Consider the following 22,353-nt stretch of genomic DNA (forward strand, 5'->3'; position numbering starts at 1 on the left):
GAGCACCGGTCTCCAAAACCGGGGGCTGTGGGTTCGAGTCCCTCCGCTCCTGCCATCTCTTAGTGATGGTATTACGAAAACCCCTAGCTGGCATGGCTGGGGGTTTTTTCATGCGTCAATCTTTCTGTGCATATGCTTTTGGGGCAAATGGTTTTGGGCAAAACTTAATCGTTCTAGGCTGATAGGTCAGCTAGGAGTAAGCACGTGGAAACAACACAACAGCAAAAATATCAAAACTTCAAAGCTCTTCATGAATGCGAAGGTGCCTTTGTCATGCCGAATCCATGGGATGCAGGTTCGGCCATCATTCTCGAGCAAAGCGGGTTCAAAGCTTTAGCCACCACCAGTGCCGGTTATGCTTTTAGCGCGGGTCAGCGCGACGCGGCTGGCGTCGTCACCCGCGCTGATATTCTGGCCAATGCGCGCGCGATCATCGCGGCTACATCCGTACCTGTTTCGGCTGATCTGGAAGATGGCTTTGGCGTCGCACCCGAAATCTGTCATGAAACCATTTCTTTGGCGATAAAGGCAGGTCTTGTTGGCGGCTCGATCGAAGATGCCAGCAGTGACGCGGATACGCCTATTTTGCCGCTGGATATAGCGGTCGAACGAATCAAGGCCGCAGCATCGGCAACGCATGGACAGCCCTTTATGCTCACGGCGCGTGCTGAAAATTATTTGTGGGGCAATCCTGATCTGGATGACACAATCCAGCGGCTACAGGCTTTTGATCGGGCTGGCGCTGATGTCCTTTATGCGCCTGGGCTGGACAATCTGGACGATATTCGCACCCTTTGTAGTGCTGTTGATAAGCCGGTAAATGTTGTGATGGGCTTGCATAATGCCCTGTTTAGTATTGAACAACTGGCCGAAGCAGGCGTGAAACGGATCAGCGTTGGTGGTTCATTTGCCCGTGCTGCCTATGGCGCATTGATTCGGGTAGCAACCGAGGTCAAAGACCATGGCACCTTTACCTATGCGCGCGATGCTATTTCGGATCGTGTGATTAACCAGATGATGTCAGCCGAAAAACGTGCCAGCCGGACATGATATTCAAATCTCATGCAGAAGGAGACACCAATGCCCGAGATAAAAATATGGGGACGACTATCATCATCAAACGTGCAGGCGGCCTTATGGTGCCTTGCCGAATTGGAACTTGAATTTGAACGGATTGATGCCGGCTTGATGTATGGAGTCGTTGATACGCCGGATTATGCGCGCATGAACCCAAACAGAACGATCCCGACATTGATTGATGGCGACCAGCAACCTTTATTCGAAACTGGCGCAATTCTGCGCTACCTAGCCGCACGTTATGGCGATGATCGCTTCTGGCCAGATGATATTATGGCGCGGGCGCAAATTGACAAATGGGCTGAATGGGCAAAGATCAATACTGTTGATAAATTTACGTGGCCAATTTTCTGGAAAGTTGTGCGGACGGCGCCTTCAAAACGCGAACCCGCCTTGATTGCGGCTAATCTTGAAATATTGAATCGCTATCTGGCGATTGCCGATGAACGGCTGGCGCATCACGCCTTTCTGGCAGGCGAGGATTTTACTCTTGCCGATATCCAGTTCGGTCATGTCCTATATCGCTATTTCGACATAGACTTGGAACGTAGTGATTTTCCGTATATGCGCCGCTATTATGATGATCTGGCAAAGCGTCCTGCTTTTCAACGCTATGTTATGGCGTCCTATGCTGAACTGGCTGTTACTGACTAGCTTACATCGCCTGAAGCTGGTTGATTGCCATGCGCTTAGACCTGTTGCTTTGCGACAATGCGTTCGCGATGGAACATATAGGCACCGGTAATGACGATGACTGCCATGCCTATCAAAGTCAGATTATCTGGCCATTCGTCAAAAACGATAAAGCCAAACAATATAGCCCAGATCAGCCCTGTATAGCGGAATGGCGAGACAAAGCTGATGTCACCAACTCGCATGGTCATGACGCTGAACAGATAGGCCGCAACAATCACACAGGCGGTTGCCAGCAGAATCAGCCAGTTTGTTGCCGATGGTGTTACCCAGCCTGATGCTGGGGTCATGACAGCCCCAAGACAGGTAATTGCGATGGCGGTAATCAATGTGACAAACAGAGATGGCATTTCACGTGACAGACGGCGGGTGACAATGTCACGCACCGTCACACAGGCAACGGCGGCAAGTCCCCACATCGAATAGATGCTGAAACCGTCGGTGCCAGGTCGGATGATGATCAAAACGCCGATGAAACCTACAATGATTGCCGTCCAGCGACGCCAGCCTACAGGTTCGCCCATAAACAGCGCCGCTACCATTGTTACACTCAGGGGCAAGGTCTGCAAAATGGCAATGATATTGGCAAGCGGCATATTCGCTAGGGCGGTCAGAAAAAAGATCGTTGCCAATGTTTCGGCGATGGCGCGCACCAGAACGATGGTCATGTCACGCCGGTTTGCACGGATGAAAAGCTGTGCTTGTCGATGCGCCATATAGCCAATCAAGGGCAAGCACAGCAAGCCACGCAATAGCACAACCTGAAACAGTGGCAAATCACCAAACAGAAACTTCATCATTGTATCATTGGCAGTAAAGCAAAGCATGCTAAGCGCCATAAGTGCCGCGCCTCTAGCGTTGTCTGTGACAGGCATAATGTTACATATCCTTTGGCTGTCATGCTGGATCGCACCGCCCTGAATCTCAACTAGGCCGATCATTTGCCGTGGTCAAGTATAATACGCAATGTGGTCAATGGGCGTCATCAATGTTTGAACCTGCTCATGCGGTGATATTTTGTTGAAACATATATGGTTAAATCCCACATCAAGGGTTGCTTTGCTGGTGAGGTTTTGGTAATAGGCTCCATCCACGGTGGCATTCTTCGACTTTCTTGGTTGTAGCGGGATTGACCGGCTCAGGCGTATATGCCTTGGCCGGAAGGCTAGAGCTGGAAGTTATAACAAGGAAAGATAACGAAAATGTATGCCGCTATTGTGAAAATTGAACTTGAAGTGGCAGCTATCGATGGCTAAAGTATCGCCCGCACAGTTTGTAAGACAAGTGCGTCAGGAAATCAGTCGGATTTCTTGGGCGTCTCGCCGTGAGACAGGTACGGCTACGCTGACTGTGTTTATTATGGTAACCATTGCCGCGATTTTCTTTTTGCTGGTGGATATGGTGCTTTCGAATGTTGTCCAGTTTGTTCTTGGTCTTGGTGGCTAGGAACGAAGTGGTTTTTTGACGTTTTGCTCATGGCAAGACAAATTGGGATTTATTGATGGCCAAACGCTGGTACGTTGTTCATGTGTTCTCAGGATCTGAGAAAAAGGTCGCTCAGGCAATTACCGAGCAAGCCGCTACGCATGGGCTTGAAGATCAGATTGACGAAGTGATGGTTCCTACCGAAGAGGTAGTTGAATTGCGCCGTGGTGTGCGCGTCCAGTCAGAGCGTAAATTCTTCCCCGGTTATATCCTTGTGAAACTGGAACTTAGCGATGAGGCGTGGCAGCTTGTCACCAGCCAGCCGCGGGTCACAGGTTTCTTAGGGGGCAAAGGCAAGCCCGTGCCAATCACGAATGGTGAGGCTGAGCGCCTGATCAAGCAAATGAGTGAAGGTGTCGAGCGTCCACGTTCAACAATCACATTCGATATTGGCGAGCAGGTGCGCGTATCGGATGGTCCGTTTGCGTCTTTCAATGGTTATGTTGAAGAGGCTGATGATGATAAGGCAAGGCTGAAAGTGACCGTGTCCATCTTTGGTCGGTCAACGCCGGTTGAGTTGGAATATAGTCAGGTAGAAAAAGTTTAAACAAGTGCGGTTAACGCGATAACGGTGGCATCACTTAACATGCTGTCCCGTAAGTCAAGGAAAGATAGTTATGGCAAAGAAGATTGACGGATATATCAAGCTGAATATTCCAGCTGGAGCGGCTAACCCGTCACCACCGGTTGGTCCAGCACTGGGTCAGCGCGGCGTAAATATCATGGAATTTTGTAAGGCGTTCAACGCAGCGACTGACTCACTGGAAAAGAATATGCCAATTCCGGTTGTCATCACTGTGTATCAGGACAAGTCCTTTACATTCGCAACCAAAACAGCTCCGGTCAGCTTTTTCTTGAAAAAAGCCGCTGGCCTGCCAAAAGGTGGTCAGGAGCCAGGTCGTACGGTTGCTGGTAAAGTGACAATGGCGCAGGTGCGCGAAATTGCCGATCAGAAGATGGGCGACATGAATGCGGTTGATATCGAAGGTGCCATGCAGATGGTGATGGGTTCTGCCCGCGCCATGGGCCTTGAAGTTGTGGAGGGCTGAACCAATGGCTAAACAGACAAAGAACTTACGTGCTGCTTATGAAGCGGTTGACCGGAACAAAGCCTATCCGCTGGCTGAGGCTGTCGAACTGGTAAAGTCGAATGCAAAGGCAAAATTTGACGAAACCATCGAAATTGCCATGAATTTGGGTGTTGATCCACGTCATGCTGATCAGATGGTGCGCGGTGTTGTCGCCATGCCAAACGGTACGGGCAAAACCATGCGTGTTGCTGTTTTTGCCAAAGATGCAAAAGCTGATGAGGCAAAAGCCGCTGGCGCCGATCTTGTCGGTGCTGAAGATTTGGCCGAAGCGATCCAGAATGGCGAATCTGCCTTTGATCGTGTTATTGCCACACCTGATATGATGGGTGTTGTTGGTCGTCTTGGTAAGGTGCTTGGCCCTCGTGGTCTGATGCCGAACCCAAAGCTTGGCACTGTCACAGCTGACGTTGCCGAAGCGGTAAAAGCTGCCAAGGCTGGTGAAGTTCAATATCGTGCTGAAAAAGCTGGTGTTGTGCATGCTGGTGTTGCCAAGGCCAGCTTTGGCGCCAAACAGATTGAAGAAAATGCAAACGCATTTATCGAAGCTGTCCGCAAGGCACGCCCAAGCGGTGCAAAAGGGTCGTATATCAAAAAGATTACCATCAGCTCGACAATGAGCGCAGGCGTGTTTGTCGAAGACATTGCCTAGATGAATTTGAATTTATCATCGGCGCGGTAACGTGTTGATGATGACTAGGGGTGGTGCTTGCACGACCCCGCACCTGTCCAAGACTGCAGGGGCGCCGATCAGCCGCAAGGCCGAAAGATGCTTAATAACCTGTAATAGACGGGGAGCAAAAGCGGATTATCCGCTTGAACTTCTTATGGGCAGGCCAGCAGGCCGGAATTTTTTTTCGGTCTAGTTTTGCAACCGGGATGGCATGCCCAATAGGGCATAATATCCCAAACGAAGAGTGGAGATTGTCGGTGAATAGAACAGAAAAAGCCGAATTGATCGAAACCCTGCAAGCAGCCTTCAATGCATCAACAACTATTGTTGTGACGCATCAGGTTGGTTTGACCGTTGCAGAGAGTGGCGAACTGCGTCTAAAGATGCGGGAAGCCGGTGCTGGCTTTAAGGTAACCAAAAACCGGATTGCCAAGCTAGCGCTTAAAGACACGCGCTACGAAGATTTGGACAGCCTGTTTACCGGACCAACTGCGATTGGAACATCGCAAGACCCGGTGGCAGCGGCCAAAACTCTCGTAGAATTTGCCAAGACGAATACCAAATTGACCATTGTTGGCGGCAGTATTGACGGGAAAATTCTCGACAAATCTGGCGTTGAGGCATTGGCCAAATTGCCATCTCTTGACGAATTACGCGGCAAGCTTGTTGGGCTTCTTCAAGCCCCAGCAGGAAAACTTGCACGTGTGGCTCAGGCTCCGGCCGGAAAGCTCGCACGCGTCATCAAAGCACGCGAAGACCAATTGCAGAGTTCATAATTTAAACCTAGAAGTTCAAGCTTAATGGAGTATACAAATGGCTGATATAGCAAAAATCGCAGAAGACCTTTCCAACCTTACAGTTCTCGAAGCTGCTGAGTTGGCAACAATGCTGGAAGAGAAGTGGGGCGTGTCTGCCGCTGCTGCTCCTATGGCAATGGCAATGCCAGCTGGCGGCGGTGACGCTGGCGGCGCGGCTGAGGCAAAAACTGAATTTGACGTTGTTCTGACTGCCGCTGGTGCATCAAAGATCAATGTTATTAAAGAAGTTCGCGCGATCACAGGTCTTGGCCTGAAAGAAGCAAAAGACCTCGTCGAAGCAGCACCTAAAGCTGTCAAAGAAGCCGTGTCTGAGGACGAAGCGAATGAAATTAAAGGCAAGCTTGAAGAAGCTGGTGCCTCTGTCGAAGTTAAGTAACTTTGACGGAACAGCTTACATTTAAAAGCTGTTGAAAATTGCTTGCACCGGGTGGCGTTTCGCTATCCGGTGCAAGGTCGTTAAAAACCTGAAAGCTGAAACATTTTCGCTGGATGGACCAAACCAAGCTTCCAACTTGGCCTTTTTTGAGTTGGTGAGCCGAGATTTTGATGAGGGATCACTAAATGGCATCGCACGTAAGTACCTTGGATAGTCGCAAGCGGGTTCGCCGCACATTTGGGCAATTGGAAGAAATCACGCCAATGCCAAATCTGATCGATGTTCAACGGTCAAGTTATGATAGCTTTTTACAAATGGATATTTCGGTGCCTGATCGTATCGATCACGGGTTACAGGAAACCTTTAAATCAGTTTTCCCGATCGAAGATTTTGCTGGTCGTTCGATCCTTGAATTTGTGTCTTATGATCTTGAAAAGCCAAAATACGACGTTGAAGAATGTCAACAGCGCGGGCTGACTTTTGCCTCGCCGCTTAAGGTGACCTTGCGTCTGGTAGTTTGGGAAGAAGACGAAGACACAGGTGCGCGTTCAATTCGCGACATCAAGGAACAGGACGTCTATATGGGCGATCTGCCGCTTATGACGTCAAATGGTACTTTCATTGTGAATGGCACCGAACGTGTGATCGTGTCACAGATGCACCGGTCACCAGGCGTATTTTTCGATCATGACCGTGGCAAAACTCATGCTTCGGGCAAATTGCTGTTTGCTGCCCGCGTTATTCCCTATCGTGGATCATGGCTTGATTTTGAATTTGATGCCAAAGATATTCTTAACGTGCGTATTGATCGCAAGCGTAAATTGCCATCAACAACCTTTATGATGGCATTGCCTGACGCCGACTCACAAGCCTATATGACTGCCTGCGTCGAATCTGGCGAAGATATTGACCCATCACGTGTTGTTGGTATGAGCCGTGAAGAAATTCTCAGCTATTTCTACAATGCAGTTGCTTATAAACGCGATGGTGATGGCTGGCGCTTTCCCCTTAATACTGACAAGCTTAAAGGTAGCCAGTTGGTTCGTGATCTAGTTGATGCCGACACCAAAAAGGTTGTTGCCAAAGCAGGCACAAAAATGACACCGCGCTCGCTGAAAAAGCTGGCTGAAGGCGGCGTCAAAGATATTCTTGTTCCTGATACCGATATTCTTGGTCGTTTTATTGCTGAAGACATCATCAATATGTCAACTGGCGAAGTCTATGCCGAAGCTGGTGAAGAAATCACCGAAGAGCTAGTGGCGCGCTTTGTTGAAAATGGCAATGATGAAATCAGCGTTCTATTTATCGACAATGTCAATTTTGGGCCGCATCTGCGCAACACATTGGCCGCTGACCGCAATACATGTCGGGAAGAAGCGCTGGTCGATATTTATCGTGTTATGCGTCCGGGCGAGCCGCCAACATTGGAAAGTTCACATGCTTTGTTCCAAAGCCTGTTTTTCACTTCCGAACGCTATGACCTGTCATCCGTTGGCCGTGTGAAAATGAATTCACGCCTTGATCTGGACACTGATGATTCTGTCCGCATTCTGCGCAAGCAGGACGTGATGGCAATTCTGAAAGTTCTAACGGGTCTCAAAGATGGACGTGGCGATATTGACGATATTGACCATCTAGGTAACCGCCGGGTTCGTTCGGTTGGTGAATTGATGGAAAACCAATATCGTGTTGGTTTGTTGCGTATGGAACGTGCCATTCGTGAACGTATGGGCGCTGTTGAAATCGACACTGTCATGCCTGCCGACCTGATTAACGCCAAACCAGCTGCGGCTGCCGTGCGTGAATTCTTTGGCTCATCGCAATTGTCACAATTTATGGATCAGACCAACCCATTGTCTGAAATCACCCATAAACGCCGTGTTTCGGCGCTTGGGCCAGGCGGCTTGACGCGCGAACGTGCGGGCTTTGAGGTGCGCGACGTGCATCCAACGCATTATGGCCGAATTTGCCCGATTGAAACGCCAGAAGGACCGAATATTGGTCTTATCAACTCGCTGGCAACCTATGCCCAGATCAATCGTTATGGCTTTATCGAAACACCATATCGTAAAGTCGTCGAAGGCAAGGTGACAGACGAGGTACGCTATATCTCGGCTATGGAAGAAGGCCGTTATACGATTGCACAGGCGAATGCCGAACTTGATGCCAAAGGCGTTTTTGTTGGTGAATTGATCCCGGTACGTCGGGCTGGTGAAATTGGCCTTGCCCGTCCAACCGATATTGAATTGATGGACGTATCGCCAAAACAGCTAGTATCTGTTGCCGCGGCACTGATTCCGTTTTTGGAAAATGATGACGCGAACCGTGCTTTGATGGGCTCGAACATGCAACGTCAGGCAGTGCCTCTGGTAAAAGCCGAAGCGCCAATTGTAGGCACTGGTATGGAAGCTCGTGTCGCCCGTGATTCGGGTGTTACGATCGTTGCAAAACGTGCTGGTGTTATCGATCAGGTCGATGCAACACGTATTGTTGTGCGCGCCAGCGAAGAAACAACCGAAGAAGTATCGCCGGTTGACATCTACAGCCTGTTAAAGTTCCAGCGTTCAAACCAGAACACAACTGTCAACCAGCGCCCACTTGTAAAAGTTGGTGATACGGTTCGTCGAGGTGACATCATCGCTGATGGCCCATCGACCGAGGATGGTGAATTGGCACTTGGCCGGAACGTGCTTGTCGCGTTTATGCCTTGGAATGGTTACAACTTTGAAGATTCAATCCTGATTTCTGAACGTATTGTCCGTGACGACGTATTCACATCGATCCATATCGAAGAATATGAAGTGATGGCACGTGATACAAAGCTTGGTCAGGAAGAAATCACCCGCGACATTCCTAATGTCGGTGAAGAAGCACTAAAGAATCTAGACGAGGCAGGCATCGTCTATGTCGGTGCTGAGGTTGGACCAAGTGACATTCTGGTTGGCAAGGTGACACCAAAAGGTGAATCACCAATGACGCCCGAAGAAAAACTGCTACGCGCCATTTTTGGTGAAAAGGCATCTGACGTTCGTGACACATCTTTGAAACTGCCACCTGGCGGTTCAGGTACGGTTGTTGAAGTGCGGGTTTTCTCACGTCGTGGTGTTGAAAAGGACGAGCGTGCGCTGGCCATTGACCGTGCTGAAATCGATCGTCTTGGAAAAGACCGTGATGACGAACGCTCTATCCTTGAGCGTGGTTTCCACGGTCGTATGACCGAACTGTTTGCAGATCAGACAGTGGCGTCAGGACCAAAGGGCATAAAAGCGGGCACCAAAATCGATGATGCACTGCTGAACGAATTGCCAAAGTCACAATGGCAGCAGATTGCTGTTAAAGATGACAAAGTGCAAAAGCTTGTCGAAGCGCAGATTGCCAACTTTGAAAATGCTGTTGCGGCCTTGCAGGCACGCTTCAATGACAAGGTTGACAAGCTTCAGGGTGGTGACGAATTACTCCCGGGCGTGATGAAGATGGTTAAGGTTTTTGTAGCCGTAAAGCGCAAGCTTCAGCCAGGTGACAAAATGGCTGGCCGTCATGGCAACAAAGGTGTGATCTCGCGGATAGTGCCTGCCGAAGATATGCCATATCTGGAAGATGGAACGCCGGTTGATATCGTGCTGAACCCGCTTGGGGTGCCGTCACGTATGAATGTTGGACAGATTCTGGAAACGCATCTTGGCTGGGCGGCACGTGGCCTAGGTAAACAGGTTGGCGCGGCGGCGGAAGCGGCGCGTGCTAATGCTGATACCTCAAAGCTACGCGATACCTTGTCAGGCATGTATTCTGCTGAACAATACCAGAATGAACTGGCAGTGATGGATGATGATCAGATCATTGAACAGGCCGAAATTCTTGGTCGTGGTGTGCCTATGGGGACACCGGTATTTGATGGCGCGCGTGAAGCCGATGTCGTGGGTCTGCTGAAAAAGGCCGGACTTAGTGAAACAGGTCAGGAATGGCTTACTGATGGACGTACAGGCGAAGTTTTCGACCGTGCTGTCACCGTTGGCTATATCTATATGCTGAAATTGCATCACCTTGTTGATGACAAGATTCACGCTCGTTCGATCGGTCCTTACTCGCTGGTTACACAGCAGCCGCTTGGTGGTAAGGCACAGTTCGGTGGACAGCGCTTTGGTGAGATGGAGGTCTGGGCACTTGAAGCTTATGGCGCGGCCTACACCTTGCAGGAAATGCTCACCGTCAAGTCGGATGACGTTTCAGGCCGGACAAAGGTTTATGAAGCCATTGTTCGCGGTGATGATGACTTTGAATCTGGCATTCCGGAATCCTTCAATGTTTTGGTCAAAGAGCTTCGCTCGCTTGGTCTGAATGTTGATTTGCATGAGGCAGAATACTAGGCCGTTTAGGCTGGTGCTCCCACCGCGATGTCGGTGGGCGGCAGGTACTTATTTGAAACCAACTTATGTTGGAAAGGTAGATAGATGAACGATTTGATGAATCCTTTCGGGCAAACACAAGGCCCGCAGAGCTTTGACAAAATCAGAATTTCCATCGCATCACCCGAGCGTATTCGGTCTTGGTCATTCGGTGAGATTAAAAAGCCGGAAACGATTAACTATCGTACGTTTAAGCCAGAAAAAGACGGTCTTTTCTGTGCCCGTATTTTTGGACCTGTTCGTGATTACGAATGTCTTTGCGGTAAATATAAGCGGATGAAGTATCGCGGTATTATCTGCGAGAAATGTGGTGTTGAAGTTACTCTTTCCAAAGTACGCCGCGAGCGCATGGGGCATATTGAACTTGCTGCGCCCGTTGCGCATATCTGGTTTCTGAAATCGCTTCCAAGCCGTATCGGTCTGCTTGTCGATATGACATTAAAGGATCTGGAACGCGTTCTGTATTTTGAAAACTTTGTCGTGATCGAGCCTGGTATGACGTCGCTGGTCAAAGGCCAGCTTCTGTCAGAAGAAGAATATTACGATGCGCAGGACGAATTTGGTGATGATGCTTTCGAAGCCAGCATTGGTGCCGAAGCCATCAAAAAGGTTCTTGTTGATCTTGACCTTGATCAAGAGCGCGTAAAAATCCGCGAAGAGCTGATCGCAACAGGTTCGGAAGCCAAGCGCAAAAAGCTTGTAAAGCGTCTGAAACTTGTTGATGCCTTCAAAGAGTCTGGATGTCGTCCTGAATGGATGATTCTTGACGTTGTGCCTGTGATTCCGCCGGAATTGCGCCCGTTGGTGCCGTTGGATGGTGGCCGCTTTGCGACCTCTGACCTTAACGATCTTTATCGCCGCGTTATCAATCGTAACAACCGTCTAAAGCGTCTGATCGAACTGCGCGCGCCGGACATTATTGTCCGTAACGAAAAGCGCATGTTGCAGGAATCAGTTGATGCGCTGTTTGACAATGGTCGTCGTGGCCGCGTTATCAGCGGCGTCAATAAGCGTCCCCTTAAATCGCTGTCGGATATGCTTAAAGGCAAGCAGGGTCGTTTCCGTCAGAACCTACTTGGTAAGCGTGTCGATTATTCGGGTCGTTCGGTTATCGTTGTTGGACCTGAACTCAAACTGCATCAATGCGGTCTGCCAAAGAAGATGGCACTGGAATTGTTCAAGCCATTTATCTACTCAAAGCTAGAGCTTTATGCGATGGCCAGCACAGTCAAAATGGCCAAGCGTATGGTGGAAAAAGAACGTCCCGAAGTCTGGGACATTCTTGAAGAGGTGATCCGCGAGCATCCGGTGATGCTGAACCGGGCGCCAACCTTGCACCGTCTTGGCATTCAGGCTTTCGAACCTGTTCTGGTCGAAGGCAAGGCAATTCAGTTGCATCCATTGGTATGTACAGCGTTTAACGCTGACTTTGATGGTGACCAGATGGCAGTACATGTGCCTCTGTCGCTTGAAGCCCAGCTTGAAGCCCGCGTTCTGATGATGTCAACAAACAACATCCTCAGCCCTGCAAACGGCAAGCCGATTATTGTGCCATCTCAGGATATCATCCTTGGCCTTTATTATATGTCAATGATCCGTGACGGTGAAAAAGGCGAAGGCATGGCGTTTTCGAACGTCAAGGAAATCTTGCTGGCGCTTGGTAACGGCTCAGTTAGCCTGCATGCCAAAGTCAAGGCACGTGTCCCAACGCGTGATGCCAGTGGCGAACGTGTGCTGGCGGTTGTTGAAACCACCCCGGGACGTGCCCAGTTGGCTGATTTGCTACCTGACAACCCGTCTTGTTCGTTCGAGCTTGTGAACAAGCTGATGACAAAGAAAGAAGTCAGTAACGTCATCGATCACGTCTATCGTCATTGTGGTCAGAAAGACACTGTGATCTTCTGTGACCGTTTGATGGGTCTTGGTTTTGGTCAGGCTTGTGATGCTGGTATTTCGTTTGGTATCGCCGATCTGACAACGCCTGATCTAAAGGAAAAATACGTCAATGAAGCTGAAGACGAGGTAAAGACCTTTGAACAGCAATATCTTGATGGTCTGATCACGCAAGGTGAAAAATATAATAAGGTGGTCGATGTATGGTCACGCTGTTCGGATCTTGTCGCTGATGAGATGATGAAAGGTATTTCAACCGAAAAGGATGGCGAGCCAATAAATTCGGTCTGGATGATGGCGCATTCAGGTGCGCGTGGTTCGGCAGCCCAGATCAAACAGCTTGCTGGCATGCGCGGCCTTATGGCCAAGCCGTCAGGCGAAATCATTGAAACCCCGATCATTTCATCCTTTAAAGAAGGTTTGAATGTTCTGGAATATTTCAACTCGACGCATGGTGCCCGTAAAGGTCTTGCTGACACCGCTTTGAAAACGGCGAATTCTGGTTACCTGACGCGGCGTCTTGTTGACGTGGCGCAGGATTGCATCATTCGTGAAGTCGATTGTGGCACATCAAAAGGTTTGACTATCCGTCCGGTTTTGAATGGCAGTGAAATCGTTGATTCGCTCTATGAAAGAATTCTGGGACGGGTTCTTGCCGAGGATCTGGTCGATGTCAAAACTAACGAGGTGATTTTGCCAGCTGGTAAAATGGTCACCGAAGAGCATTTTGAAAAGATCGAAACCTCTGGTGCTGATCAGGCCTTGATTCGCTCGGCCTTGCTTTGTGAAGCCGAAACCGGCATCTGTGGTAATTGCTATGGCCGTGATCTGGCACGTGGCACCGATGTGAATATGGGTGAAGCTGTTGGTGTTATTGCCGCCCAGTCAATTGGCGAGCCAGGCACCCAGCTGACCATGCGTACCTTCCACGTTGGTGGTGCAGCACAGCGGGATGCACAGCAGTCAAATATCGAAGCCACGATCGGTGGTACCGTAAAGCTTGAAGATGCAACATTGGTTACCGACAAGAATGGCATTCCGATTGTCATGAGCCGGAACACCGAACTGCTTATTCTTGATGAAAAGGGACGCGAACGTCTTCGTCACCGTTTGCCATATGGTGGTAAGCTACTGGTTGAAGATGGCGAAGAAATCGCCGCTGGCAAAATACTGATCGAATGGGATCCATATACGATGCCAATCATCACAGAAATGAACGGTACTGCGCATTATGTCGATTTGACTGATGGTATATCTGTTCGTGAGGTGACTGACGATACAACAGGTATCTCAAGCCGCGAAGTGGTGGACTGGAAAGCTGCTGCTGGCGGTGCAAATCTGCGCCCACGTATTACCTTGCGTGATGAAAATGGTGAAGTGTTGACATTGACCAACGGTCTTGAGGCACGTTACTTCCTTTCAGCAGGTTCGATTCTATCGATTGAAAATGGTGCTCAGGTTCAGGCTGGCGACGTTCTGGCGCGTATTCCACGTGAATCATCAAAGACACGTGACATTACCGGTGGTCTGCCGCGTGTTGCCGAACTTTTTGAAGCCCGTAAGCCAAAAGACTTTGCCGTTATCGCCGAGGCCGATGGTCGTGTTGAATTTGGAAATGACTACAAGGCAAAGCGTCGTATCCGTGTGGTGCCGCTGGATGGTGACTTGGAAGCTGTTGAATATCTGTTGCCAAAAGGCCGCCCATTGGCTGTTAACGAAGGCGATGTAGTGCGCAAGGGCGACTTGTTGCTTGATGGCAGTCCCGTACCGCATGACATCCTCAGCATTCTGGGCGTCGAAGAACTGGCCGCTTATCTGGTTAAGGAAATTCAGGATGTGTACCGCCTGCAAGGCGTGAAAATCAATGACAAGCATATCGAAGTCATTGTTCGTCAGATGCTGCAAAAGGTCGAAGTCGAAGATGCTGGAGACAGCACCTTCCTTGTTGGTGAACAAGTTGACCGTGAAGAGTTTGCCCAGGCCAATACAGCCCTTGAAGCTGAAGGTCTGCGGATTGCAACAGCACATCCGGTTCTGCTGGGTATTACCAAGGCGTCTTTGCAGACAAAATCCTTTATCTCTGCCGCGTCATTCCAGGAAACAACCCGCGTTCTAACCGAAGCGGCTGTTAGTGGTCGTCAGGATACGCTGGATGGTCTGAAAGAAAACGTCATCGTTGGTCGTTTGATTCCGGCTGGTACTGGTGCGGTTATGAATCGGCTGCGTCGGATTGCTTCGGAACGCGATAAAGGCATCTTGGCACAGCGCGCCGCCGCTGCGCCAGCGCTTGAAAACAATGAATTTGCCGCCGAATCGGAAGAATCGGCGGTTGAAACTGACGCATAATTGGTTTGAAAGAGTCAATTTTACGTTATTTAAAAAAAAATGGGGTTAACGGACAGGTTTGCGTAAAAAGCGCTTGACCCATCCGCCCCCAAAAACATAGTATCCGCCAACCTTTTAGACCTTGGTGGTGGTTGACACTGCTAGATGCAGTTGTCGTACCAGACGCAGGGCCTGTATATTAGGTGACGAAAATTGCTCCGCTAGCGGAGATTAAACCGAAGGTTTTGCTCTGATTATCAGAGGAAAATCCCTCTGTTGCACGTTTTGTGCGAATTTGGTCGAGACAAAAAAGGGGCAGTAATGCCAACGATTAACCAGTTGATCCGTCACGGGCGCAAGCGTCCTGTTGAACGTACTAAAGTTCCGGCAATGGAAGCATGTCCACAAAAACGTGGTGTGTGTACCAGAGTCTATACAACAACACCGAAGAAGCCGAACTCGGCGCTTCGTAAGGTCGCACGTGTGCGCCTGACGAACGGGTTTGAGGTTTCCAGCTATATTCCTGGCGAAGGTCATAACCTGCAAGAGCACTCAGTTGTGCTTATTCGGGGCGGCCGCGTAAAGGATTTGCCGGGTGTTCGCTATCACATCATTCGCGGTACTTTGGACACCCAAGGCGTGTCTGATCGTCGTCAGCGTCGTTCAAAATACGGCGCTAAGCGTCCTAAGTAAGAAGAGGCAGATATGTCACGTCGTCATAGAGCAGTAAAACGGCCGGTTCTTCCGGATCCAAAGTTCAAAGATACAGTTGTTTCAAAGTTTATGTCATGCTTGATGTATGACGGTAAGCGGTCGATTGCTGAAAAGATTGTATATGGTGCCTTTGATCGTATCGAATCCAAATCAGGTAACGAGCCTGTAAAGGTTTTCCATGATGCGCTTGAAAATGTCCGTCCTAATCTTGAAGTGCGCTCACGCCGTGTCGGTGGTGCAACCTATCAGGTTCCTGTCGAGGTTCGTTCTGAGCGGGCACAGGCATTGGCTATTCGCTGGTTGATCGACAGTTCACGTAAGCGTGGCGAGACAACTATGGTTGATCGCCTGTGTGCTGAATTGCTTGACGCGTCTAATAACCGTGGCAACGCGGTAAAGAAACGCGAAGACACTCACAAAATGGCAGAGGCTAACCGAGCCTTTTCGCATTATCGCTGGTAAGCCTGAAAGCAGGAGCAATAGCATGTCACGTGAATATCCTTTAGAGCGTTACCGTAATTTTGGCATCATGGCTCATATTGATGCAGGCAAGACGACTGCAACTGAGCGGATTCTGTATTACACAGGTCGTTCACATAAAATTGGTGAAGTTCATGATGGTAACGCCACAATGGACTGGATGGAACAAGAGCAGGAGCGCGGCATTACAATTACGTCTGCAGCTACAACCTGTATGTGGTTCCGGACAAATGATGGCGAAACCCCATCAGGTGAGTATGGTGCGACTGAAGAAGAAGCCAAATTCCGCTTCAACATCATCGATACACCAGGTCACGTTGACTTTACGATCGAAGTTGAGCGTTCATTAGCTGTTCTTGATGGTGCTGTTTGTGTGCTTGATGCAAACGCTGGTGTTGAGCCACAGACAGAAACTGTCTGGCGTCAGGCTGATCGTTATTCAGTACCGCGTATTGTCTTTGTTAATAAGATGGATAAGACGGGTGCAGATTTCTTTAACTGCGTTGATATGATCCGTGACCGTACAGGTGCGGTACCGTTGCCAGTTCAGATGCCAATCGGCGCCGAAACTGAGCTTGAAGGCATTATCAACCTTGTCACCATGAAAGAATGGGTTTGGGATTCAGAAGATCTTGGTGCGTCATGGACAGTAAAAGACATTCGCCCTGAATTGGCTGAAAAAGCTGCTGAGATGCGCGCTTATCTGATCGAGATTGCTGTTGAGCAGGACGATGTAGCTATGGAAGCCTTCCTTGAAGGTGAAGAGCCTGATGAAGTGACATTGCAGCGTTTGATTCGTCTTGGCACTTTGAATATGTCTTTTGTGCCTGTGCTATGTGGATCGGCGTTCAAGAACAAAGGTGTTCAGCCGATGTTGAACGCTGTTATCGATTATCTGCCAGGTCCATTAGATGTGCCAGCCTATAAAGGCTTTGCCCCTGGTGACGTAACTGAAACACGTGAGATCGAACGCAGTGCAGATGATTCTGCTCCGCTTTCGGGTCTGGCCTTTAAAATCATGAATGATCCGTTTGTTGGTTCACTGACATTCGTTCGTATCTATTCTGGTATGCTTAACAAGGGTGACAGCATCCTCAACTCTACTAAAGGCAAGCGTGAGCGCGTTGGTAGAATGATGTTGATGCATTCAAACAACCGTGAAGAGATCGATGTGGCCTATGCAGGCGATATTGTTGCACTTGCTGGCATGAAAGAAAGCACGACGGGCGACACATTATGTGACAACGCAAAGCCAGTTGTTCTTGAAACAATGACATTCCCCGATCCGGTTATTGAAATCGCGGTTGAGCCTAAGTCAAAGAATGATCAGGAAAAAATGTCAACTGGTCTCCAGCGTCTAGCGGCAGAAGATCCATCATTCCAGGTGACAACTGACATAGAGTCAGGCCAGACAATCATGCGGGGTATGGGTGAACTTCACCTTGATATCCTTGTTGACCGTCTGAAGCGTGAATTCAAGGTCGAGGCGAATATCGGTGCCCCGCAGGTGGCGTATCGTGAAACCATCACCAAGGAAGTTGACATTGATTACACCCACAAGAAACAGTCGGGTGGTACTGGTCAGTTTGCGCGCGTGAAGATCAAGTTTGCGCCGCTAGCTGAAGGTAACTTCGAATTCACCAACAAAGTTGTTGGCGGTAACGTGCCAAAGGAATTTATTCCTGGCGTTGAAAAGGGTATCGTCATGGCCAAGGAAAGCGGCACAATCGCTGGCTTCCCGGTTATCGACTTTTCTGCTGAACTTTATGACGGCGCCAGCCATGATGTTGACTCATCTGTTCTGGCCTTTGAAATTGCAGGTCGTGCGGCATTCCGCGAGGCGATGCAAAAAGCAGGCGCGAAATTGCTTGAGCCGGTTATGCGTGTCGAAGTTATCACCCCTGAAGAATATATGGGTGACATCATTGGCGACCTGAACAGCCGCCGTGGTAATGTTGGCGGTATGGATCAACGTGGAAATGCACGTTCGATCGATGCGATGGTGCCTTTGGCCAATATGTTTGGCTACATCAATACCTTACGTTCGATGAGCCAAGGCCGCGCCCAATATTCAATGCAATTCGACCATTATGAACAAGTGCCCCAAGCGGTTGCGGATGAAGTCCGCGCCAAAATGGCCTAACTGAAATTTAAGCATAGGAGACCATAGATATGTCTAAGGAAAAGTTTGATCGTTCCAAGCCACATTGTAACATCGGAACGATTGGTCACGTTGACCATGGTAAGACGACATTGACAGCAGCGATCACCAAGGTGATGGCGGAAGCTGGCGGCGCGGAGTTTCAGGATTACGACCAGATTGACAAGGCGCCTGAAGAGCGTGCGCGCGGTATCACGATTTCGACAGCACATGTTGAATATGAGACAGAGCAACGCCACTACGCGCATGTTGATTGTCCGGGTCACGCTGATTACGTCAAGAACATGATCACGGGTGCGGCACAGATGGATGGCGCGATACTGGTTGTGTCAGCAGCCGATGGTCCGATGCCACAGACACGCGAGCATATTTTGCTAGCACGTCAGGTTGGTGTGCCAGCATTGTGCGTATTCATGAACAAGGTTGATCAGGTTGACGATGAAGAGTTGCTTGAGCTTGTTGAGATGGAAATTCGTGAATTGCTGTCATCTTATGAATTCCCTGGTGACGATATTCCGATTGTCAAAGGGTCTGCCTTGACCGCGCTTGAGGGCGGTGATGATGCGATTGGTTCAAATGCGATCAAGGAATTGATGGCGGCGGTTGATGCGTATATTCCCCAGCCAGAGCGTCCGAAGGATCAGCCTTTCTTGATGCCGATTGAAGATGTGTTTTCAATTTCGGGACGTGGCACGGTTGTGACAGGTCGTATTGAGCGCGGCATTGTGAATGTTGGCGAAGAGATTGAGATTGTGGGTCTGAAAGACACGCAGAAGACAACCTGTACGGGCGTTGAGATGTTCCGCAAGTTGCTTGATCAGGGTGAAGCTGGCGATAATGTTGGTGTATTGCTTCGTGGTACTAAGCGCGAGGAAGTTGAGCGTGGACAGGTTCTTTGTGCCCCTGGTTCAATCGCGCCGCATACCGAGTTCAAGGCAGAGGCCTATATCCTGACCAAGGATGAGGGTGGCCGTCATACGCCGTTCTTCTCTAACTATCGTCCACAGTTCTATTTCCGGACAACGGATGTGACAGGTTCGGTTGAATTGCCATCAGGCACCGAAATGGTGATGCCAGGTGACAACATTGCGATGACCGTGACATTGATCGCGCCGATTGCGATGGATGAAGGCTTGCGCTTTGCGATCCGCGAAGGTGGCCGCACCGTGGGTGCTGGTGTCGTCGCAACAGTCATAAAATAATTTAAATATTCAGGGGGGCGTTTTGCCCCTCTTTATTGTTTACTAACGAGGTAGAATAATATGGAAACCCAGAACATCCGAATCAGGTTGAAAGCTTTCGACCACCGTATTCTTGACCAGTCCACGACCGAAATCGTGAACACGGCCAAGCGTACAGGTGCGGAAGTTCGCGGGCCAATTCCGTTACCGACAAATTTGCGTCGGATGACAGTTCTGCGTTCACCTCATATTGACAAGAAAAGTCGCGAACAGTTTGAAATGCGTACGCATAAGCGACTGCTCGATATTGTTGACCCGACACCACAAACCGTTGACGCGCTGATGAAGCTCGATCTAGCGGCAGGTGTTGACGTTGAGATTAAGCTCTAGGGAAGGGGCAGAATTATGCGTAGCGGCATCATCGCACGTAAATTGGGAATGACCCGTGTCTTTAACGAAGCTGGCCATCATGTGCCAGTCACAGTTCTAAAGATGGACGATGTCCAGGTTGTTTCTGTGCGTAACAAAGAAGTTGATGGTTATACTGCGGTTCAGCTTGGGGCAGGCATGGCGAAAGCCAAGAATGTATCCAAGCCAATGCGCGGTCACTTTGCCAAGGCAAATGTGTTGCCAAAGTCAAAGCTAGTCGAGTTTCGCGTCAGTGATGATGCGGTTCTTGATGTAGGCGCGACATTGGTGCCAAGCCATTTTGTAGCAGGTCAGAAGGTTGACGTTGCTGGCACGACTCAGGGTAAGGGTTTTGCTGGTGCCATGAAGCGGCATAACTTTGCCGGTTTGCGCGCCTCACATGGTGTATCGGTCTCGCATCGTTCACATGGTTCGACTGGCCAGTGTCAGGATCCGGGCAAGGTGTTCAAAGGCAAGAAAATGGCCGGACATATGGGCGCCGTGCGTAAAACAACTCAGAATATTGAGGTTGTTGCGGTTGACGATGAAGAAGGAGTCCTATTGCTGTGCGGTGCGGTTCCTGGTCCAAAGAATGGCTGGGTACTTATCAGCGACGCGGTCAAGGCAAAGCCGTTTGAAGGTGTGCCATTTCCGGCAGGCCTGTTGAGCGACGCGCCAGAAGCTGTCGAAGCAGAGGCCGCTGCGCCAGCCGAAGATCAGGCACCAGCTGTTGAGGCTGCTCCGGCTGAGGATGTAGCTGTTGAAACGCCTGCTGACGCATCTGCGGACGCTGAAGCCGAGAAGGAATAGCAAGATGAAGTTGAATGTGAAAACACTTGATAACAAGGCTGCTGGTGACATCACCGTGGACGACGCTGTGTTTGCAGTGGCGCCGCGCGCTGATTTGCTTGCACGTGTTGTTAAATGGCAGTTGGCAAAACGCCGCACTGGTTCGCATAAGGTTAAAAGCCGGTCTGAAGTCGCCCGCACCACAGCCAAGATGTTCCGCCAGAAAGGCACTGGCCGCGCACGTCATGGTGCCGCGTCGGTTGTCCAGTTCCGTGGTGGTGGCGTTGTTCATGGTCCGGTTGTTCGCGATCATGGTCATGCACTACCTAAAAAGGTACGTCGCGCTGGTCTTCGTTCGGCTTTGTCTAGCAAGGCATCCGAAGGCAAGCTAATCGTGCTTGATAAGCTGGTCAGCAAGGGCAAAACCGCCGCATTGCGTGCGCAATTGTCAAAGCTTGGTGCTGAAAATGCCCTCATCATTGGTGGGGAAGAGCTTGATGCTGGTTTCGTGAATGCGGCGAATAATATCCCGCTTGTCGATGTTCTGCCGCAGCAGGGCATCAATGTGTATGACATTCTGCGTCGTGACGTTCTTATTCTTTCCAAAGACGCAGCGGCCCATCTTGAGGAGCGCTTGAAATGAGTATCCGTGCACGTAAGCCCGAAAAAGTCACTTTAAGCCGTGCGGCTGCCTATGACACCATTTTGCGTCCGATCATCACTGAAAAGGCCACAAAGGCCAGTGAAAACGGTCAGGTAACATTCGCTGTGCCTTTGTCAGCGACAAAGCCTGAAATCAAGGCGGCTGTCGAAATGCTGTTTGACGTCAATGTAACCGCGGTAAACACAATCTTGCTTAAAGGTAAAAGCAAGATGTTCAAAGGCCGTCCGGGTCGCCGCTCAGACATGAAAAAGGCAATGGTAACATTGGCCGAGGGTCAGAATATTGACCTGATGGGAGTCTAGACGATGGCTTTGAAGAAGTTTAATCCAACCACACCTAGCCAGCGGAACCTTGTTCTGGTCGATAAATCTGACCTTTACAAAGGCAAGCCGGTTAAAAAGCTGACCGTTGGTTTGTCAAAGACAGGTGGCCGTAACAATTCGGGTCACGTCACGTCTTGGCAGAAAGGTGGCGGCCACAAGCGTCGTTACCGTATGGTCGATTTCAAACGTACCAAGACAGGCATCATGGCGACTGTTGAACGCCTAGAATATGATCCGAACCGGACAGCCTTTATTGCGCTTATCACCTATGATGATGGCGAACAAAGCTACATTCTGGCGCCACAGCGTTTGTCTGTTGGTGACAAGATCAGCTCGGGCATCGGTGCCGACATAAAGCCAGGCAATGCCTTGCCGCTTGCCAATATTCCAGTTGGAACATTGGTTCATAATGTTGAGCTAAAGCCCGGCAAAGGTGGCCAGCTTGCACGCTCGGCTGGTACATATATCCAGCTGGTTGGCCGTGATCGTGGTTACGCCATTTTGCGCCTGACATCTGGCGAGGTTCGCCTCGTGCGTTCGGAATGTATGGCATCTATCGGTGCGGTATCAAATCCGGATCAACAGAATATCAAGATTGGTAAAGCTGGCCGTAATCGCTGGCTTGGACGTCGCCCCCATGTACGTGGTGTCGTCATGAACCCTATCGATCACCCGCATGGTGGTGGTGAAGGTCGTACGTCGGGTGGTCGCCATCCGGTAACACCTTGGGGTAAGCCAACTAAGGGTAAGCGTACTCGTTCTAACAAGAAGACTGACCGCCTGATTGTGCGGCGTCGCAAGC

20 protein-coding genes are annotated in these 22,353 nt (G+C 49.9%); 19 read left to right on the forward strand and 1 reads right to left on the reverse strand.

Going from position 1 to position 22,353, the window contains the following annotated elements:
- Nucleotides 1-204 precede the first annotated feature (204 nt).
- Entirely contained in the window at nt 205-1,050 is an 846-nt protein-coding gene (locus ABNT28_RS04100; protein WP_348721059.1) for an isocitrate lyase/phosphoenolpyruvate mutase family protein, read from the forward strand.
- 30 nt (nt 1,051-1,080) lie between these two features.
- Nucleotides 1,081-1,731, forward strand: a complete 651-nt coding sequence (locus ABNT28_RS04105) for a glutathione S-transferase family protein (RefSeq protein ID WP_332924493.1) — start codon at nt 1,081-1,083, stop codon at nt 1,729-1,731.
- Between the two features lie 35 nt (nt 1,732-1,766).
- On the opposite strand, the gene ABNT28_RS04110 is transcribed toward ABNT28_RS04105, so the two are convergent.
- A complete protein-coding gene (locus ABNT28_RS04110) occupies nt 1,767-2,645 on the reverse strand; it encodes a DMT family transporter (RefSeq protein ID WP_332924492.1) in 879 nt (292 codons plus the stop codon).
- Nucleotides 2,646-3,018: 373 nt separating this feature from the next.
- Between ABNT28_RS04110 and secE the strand changes: the two genes are divergently transcribed.
- The 17 genes from secE to rplB form a co-directional block, all read left to right on the forward strand.
- The gene (gene secE, locus ABNT28_RS04115) at nt 3,019-3,216 is read left to right on the forward strand and encodes a preprotein translocase subunit SecE (protein WP_332924491.1); all 198 of its coding nucleotides are present in this window, start codon (nt 3,019-3,021) and stop codon (nt 3,214-3,216) included.
- 55 nt (nt 3,217-3,271) lie between these two features.
- Complete coding sequence (nusG, locus tag ABNT28_RS04120) at nt 3,272-3,802, forward strand: transcription termination/antitermination protein NusG (protein ID WP_332924490.1); 531 nt, start codon at nt 3,272-3,274, stop codon at nt 3,800-3,802.
- 70 nt (nt 3,803-3,872) lie between these two features.
- Nucleotides 3,873-4,304, forward strand: a complete 432-nt coding sequence (rplK, locus tag ABNT28_RS04125) for a 50S ribosomal protein L11 (RefSeq protein ID WP_348721060.1) — start codon at nt 3,873-3,875, stop codon at nt 4,302-4,304.
- 4 nt (nt 4,305-4,308) lie between these two features.
- Nucleotides 4,309-4,995 carry a 50S ribosomal protein L1 gene (gene rplA, locus ABNT28_RS04130; protein WP_332924488.1) on the forward strand — a complete coding sequence of 229 codons (687 nt, stop codon included), beginning with the start codon at nt 4,309-4,311 and terminating at the stop codon, nt 4,993-4,995.
- Nucleotides 4,996-5,273: 278 nt separating this feature from the next.
- Entirely contained in the window at nt 5,274-5,792 is a 519-nt protein-coding gene (rplJ, locus tag ABNT28_RS04135; RefSeq protein ID WP_348721061.1) for a 50S ribosomal protein L10, read from the forward strand.
- Between the two features lie 37 nt (nt 5,793-5,829).
- Nucleotides 5,830-6,210: a 50S ribosomal protein L7/L12 gene (rplL, locus tag ABNT28_RS04140; RefSeq protein WP_332923346.1), complete on the forward strand. Its 381-nt coding sequence runs from the start codon at nt 5,830-5,832 to the stop codon at nt 6,208-6,210.
- Between the two features lie 185 nt (nt 6,211-6,395).
- Nucleotides 6,396-10,574 (forward strand): DNA-directed RNA polymerase subunit beta, encoded by a 4,179-nt coding sequence (gene rpoB, locus ABNT28_RS04145; protein WP_332923347.1) that lies wholly within the window; start codon nt 6,396-6,398, stop codon nt 10,572-10,574.
- 84 nt (nt 10,575-10,658) lie between these two features.
- Nucleotides 10,659-14,852: a DNA-directed RNA polymerase subunit beta' gene (rpoC, locus tag ABNT28_RS04150; protein ID WP_348721062.1), complete on the forward strand. Its 4,194-nt coding sequence runs from the start codon at nt 10,659-10,661 to the stop codon at nt 14,850-14,852.
- Between the two features lie 300 nt (nt 14,853-15,152).
- On the forward strand, nt 15,153-15,524 hold the full coding sequence (rpsL, locus tag ABNT28_RS04155) for a 30S ribosomal protein S12 (RefSeq protein ID WP_013047256.1): 372 nt from the start codon (nt 15,153-15,155) through the stop codon (nt 15,522-15,524).
- 12 nt (nt 15,525-15,536) lie between these two features.
- Entirely contained in the window at nt 15,537-16,007 is a 471-nt protein-coding gene (gene rpsG / locus ABNT28_RS04160) for a 30S ribosomal protein S7 (RefSeq protein ID WP_013047257.1), read from the forward strand.
- Nucleotides 16,008-16,029: 22 nt separating this feature from the next.
- Nucleotides 16,030-18,168: an elongation factor G gene (gene fusA / locus ABNT28_RS04165; RefSeq protein WP_348721063.1), complete on the forward strand. Its 2,139-nt coding sequence runs from the start codon at nt 16,030-16,032 to the stop codon at nt 18,166-18,168.
- A 29-nt stretch (nt 18,169-18,197) separates the two neighbouring features.
- Nucleotides 18,198-19,388, forward strand: a complete 1,191-nt coding sequence (gene tuf / locus ABNT28_RS04170; RefSeq protein ID WP_332924112.1) for an elongation factor Tu — start codon at nt 18,198-18,200, stop codon at nt 19,386-19,388.
- A 60-nt stretch (nt 19,389-19,448) separates the two neighbouring features.
- Nucleotides 19,449-19,757: a 30S ribosomal protein S10 gene (gene rpsJ / locus ABNT28_RS04175; RefSeq protein WP_013047259.1), complete on the forward strand. Its 309-nt coding sequence runs from the start codon at nt 19,449-19,451 to the stop codon at nt 19,755-19,757.
- Nucleotides 19,758-19,772: 15 nt separating this feature from the next.
- Nucleotides 19,773-20,585, forward strand: coding sequence for a 50S ribosomal protein L3 (rplC, locus tag ABNT28_RS04180; RefSeq protein WP_332924113.1), 813 nt, complete (start codon nt 19,773-19,775; stop codon nt 20,583-20,585).
- Nucleotides 20,586-20,589: 4 nt separating this feature from the next.
- On the forward strand, nt 20,590-21,207 hold the full coding sequence (gene rplD, locus ABNT28_RS04185; RefSeq protein ID WP_332924114.1) for a 50S ribosomal protein L4: 618 nt from the start codon (nt 20,590-20,592) through the stop codon (nt 21,205-21,207).
- Nucleotides 21,204-21,530, forward strand: a complete 327-nt coding sequence (locus tag ABNT28_RS04190) for a 50S ribosomal protein L23 (RefSeq protein ID WP_332924115.1) — start codon at nt 21,204-21,206, stop codon at nt 21,528-21,530. The genes rplD and ABNT28_RS04190 overlap by 4 nt, the downstream gene beginning before the upstream one ends.
- 3 nt (nt 21,531-21,533) lie before the next feature.
- Nucleotides 21,534-22,353, forward strand: an 820-nt coding sequence (rplB, locus tag ABNT28_RS04195; RefSeq protein ID WP_348721064.1) for a 50S ribosomal protein L2, incomplete at its 3' end; no start/stop codon positions are given.

The sequence above is a fragment of the uncultured Candidatus Puniceispirillum sp. genome (genome assembly GCF_963979125.1).
GTDB lineage: Bacteria > Pseudomonadota > Alphaproteobacteria > Puniceispirillales > Puniceispirillaceae > Puniceispirillum.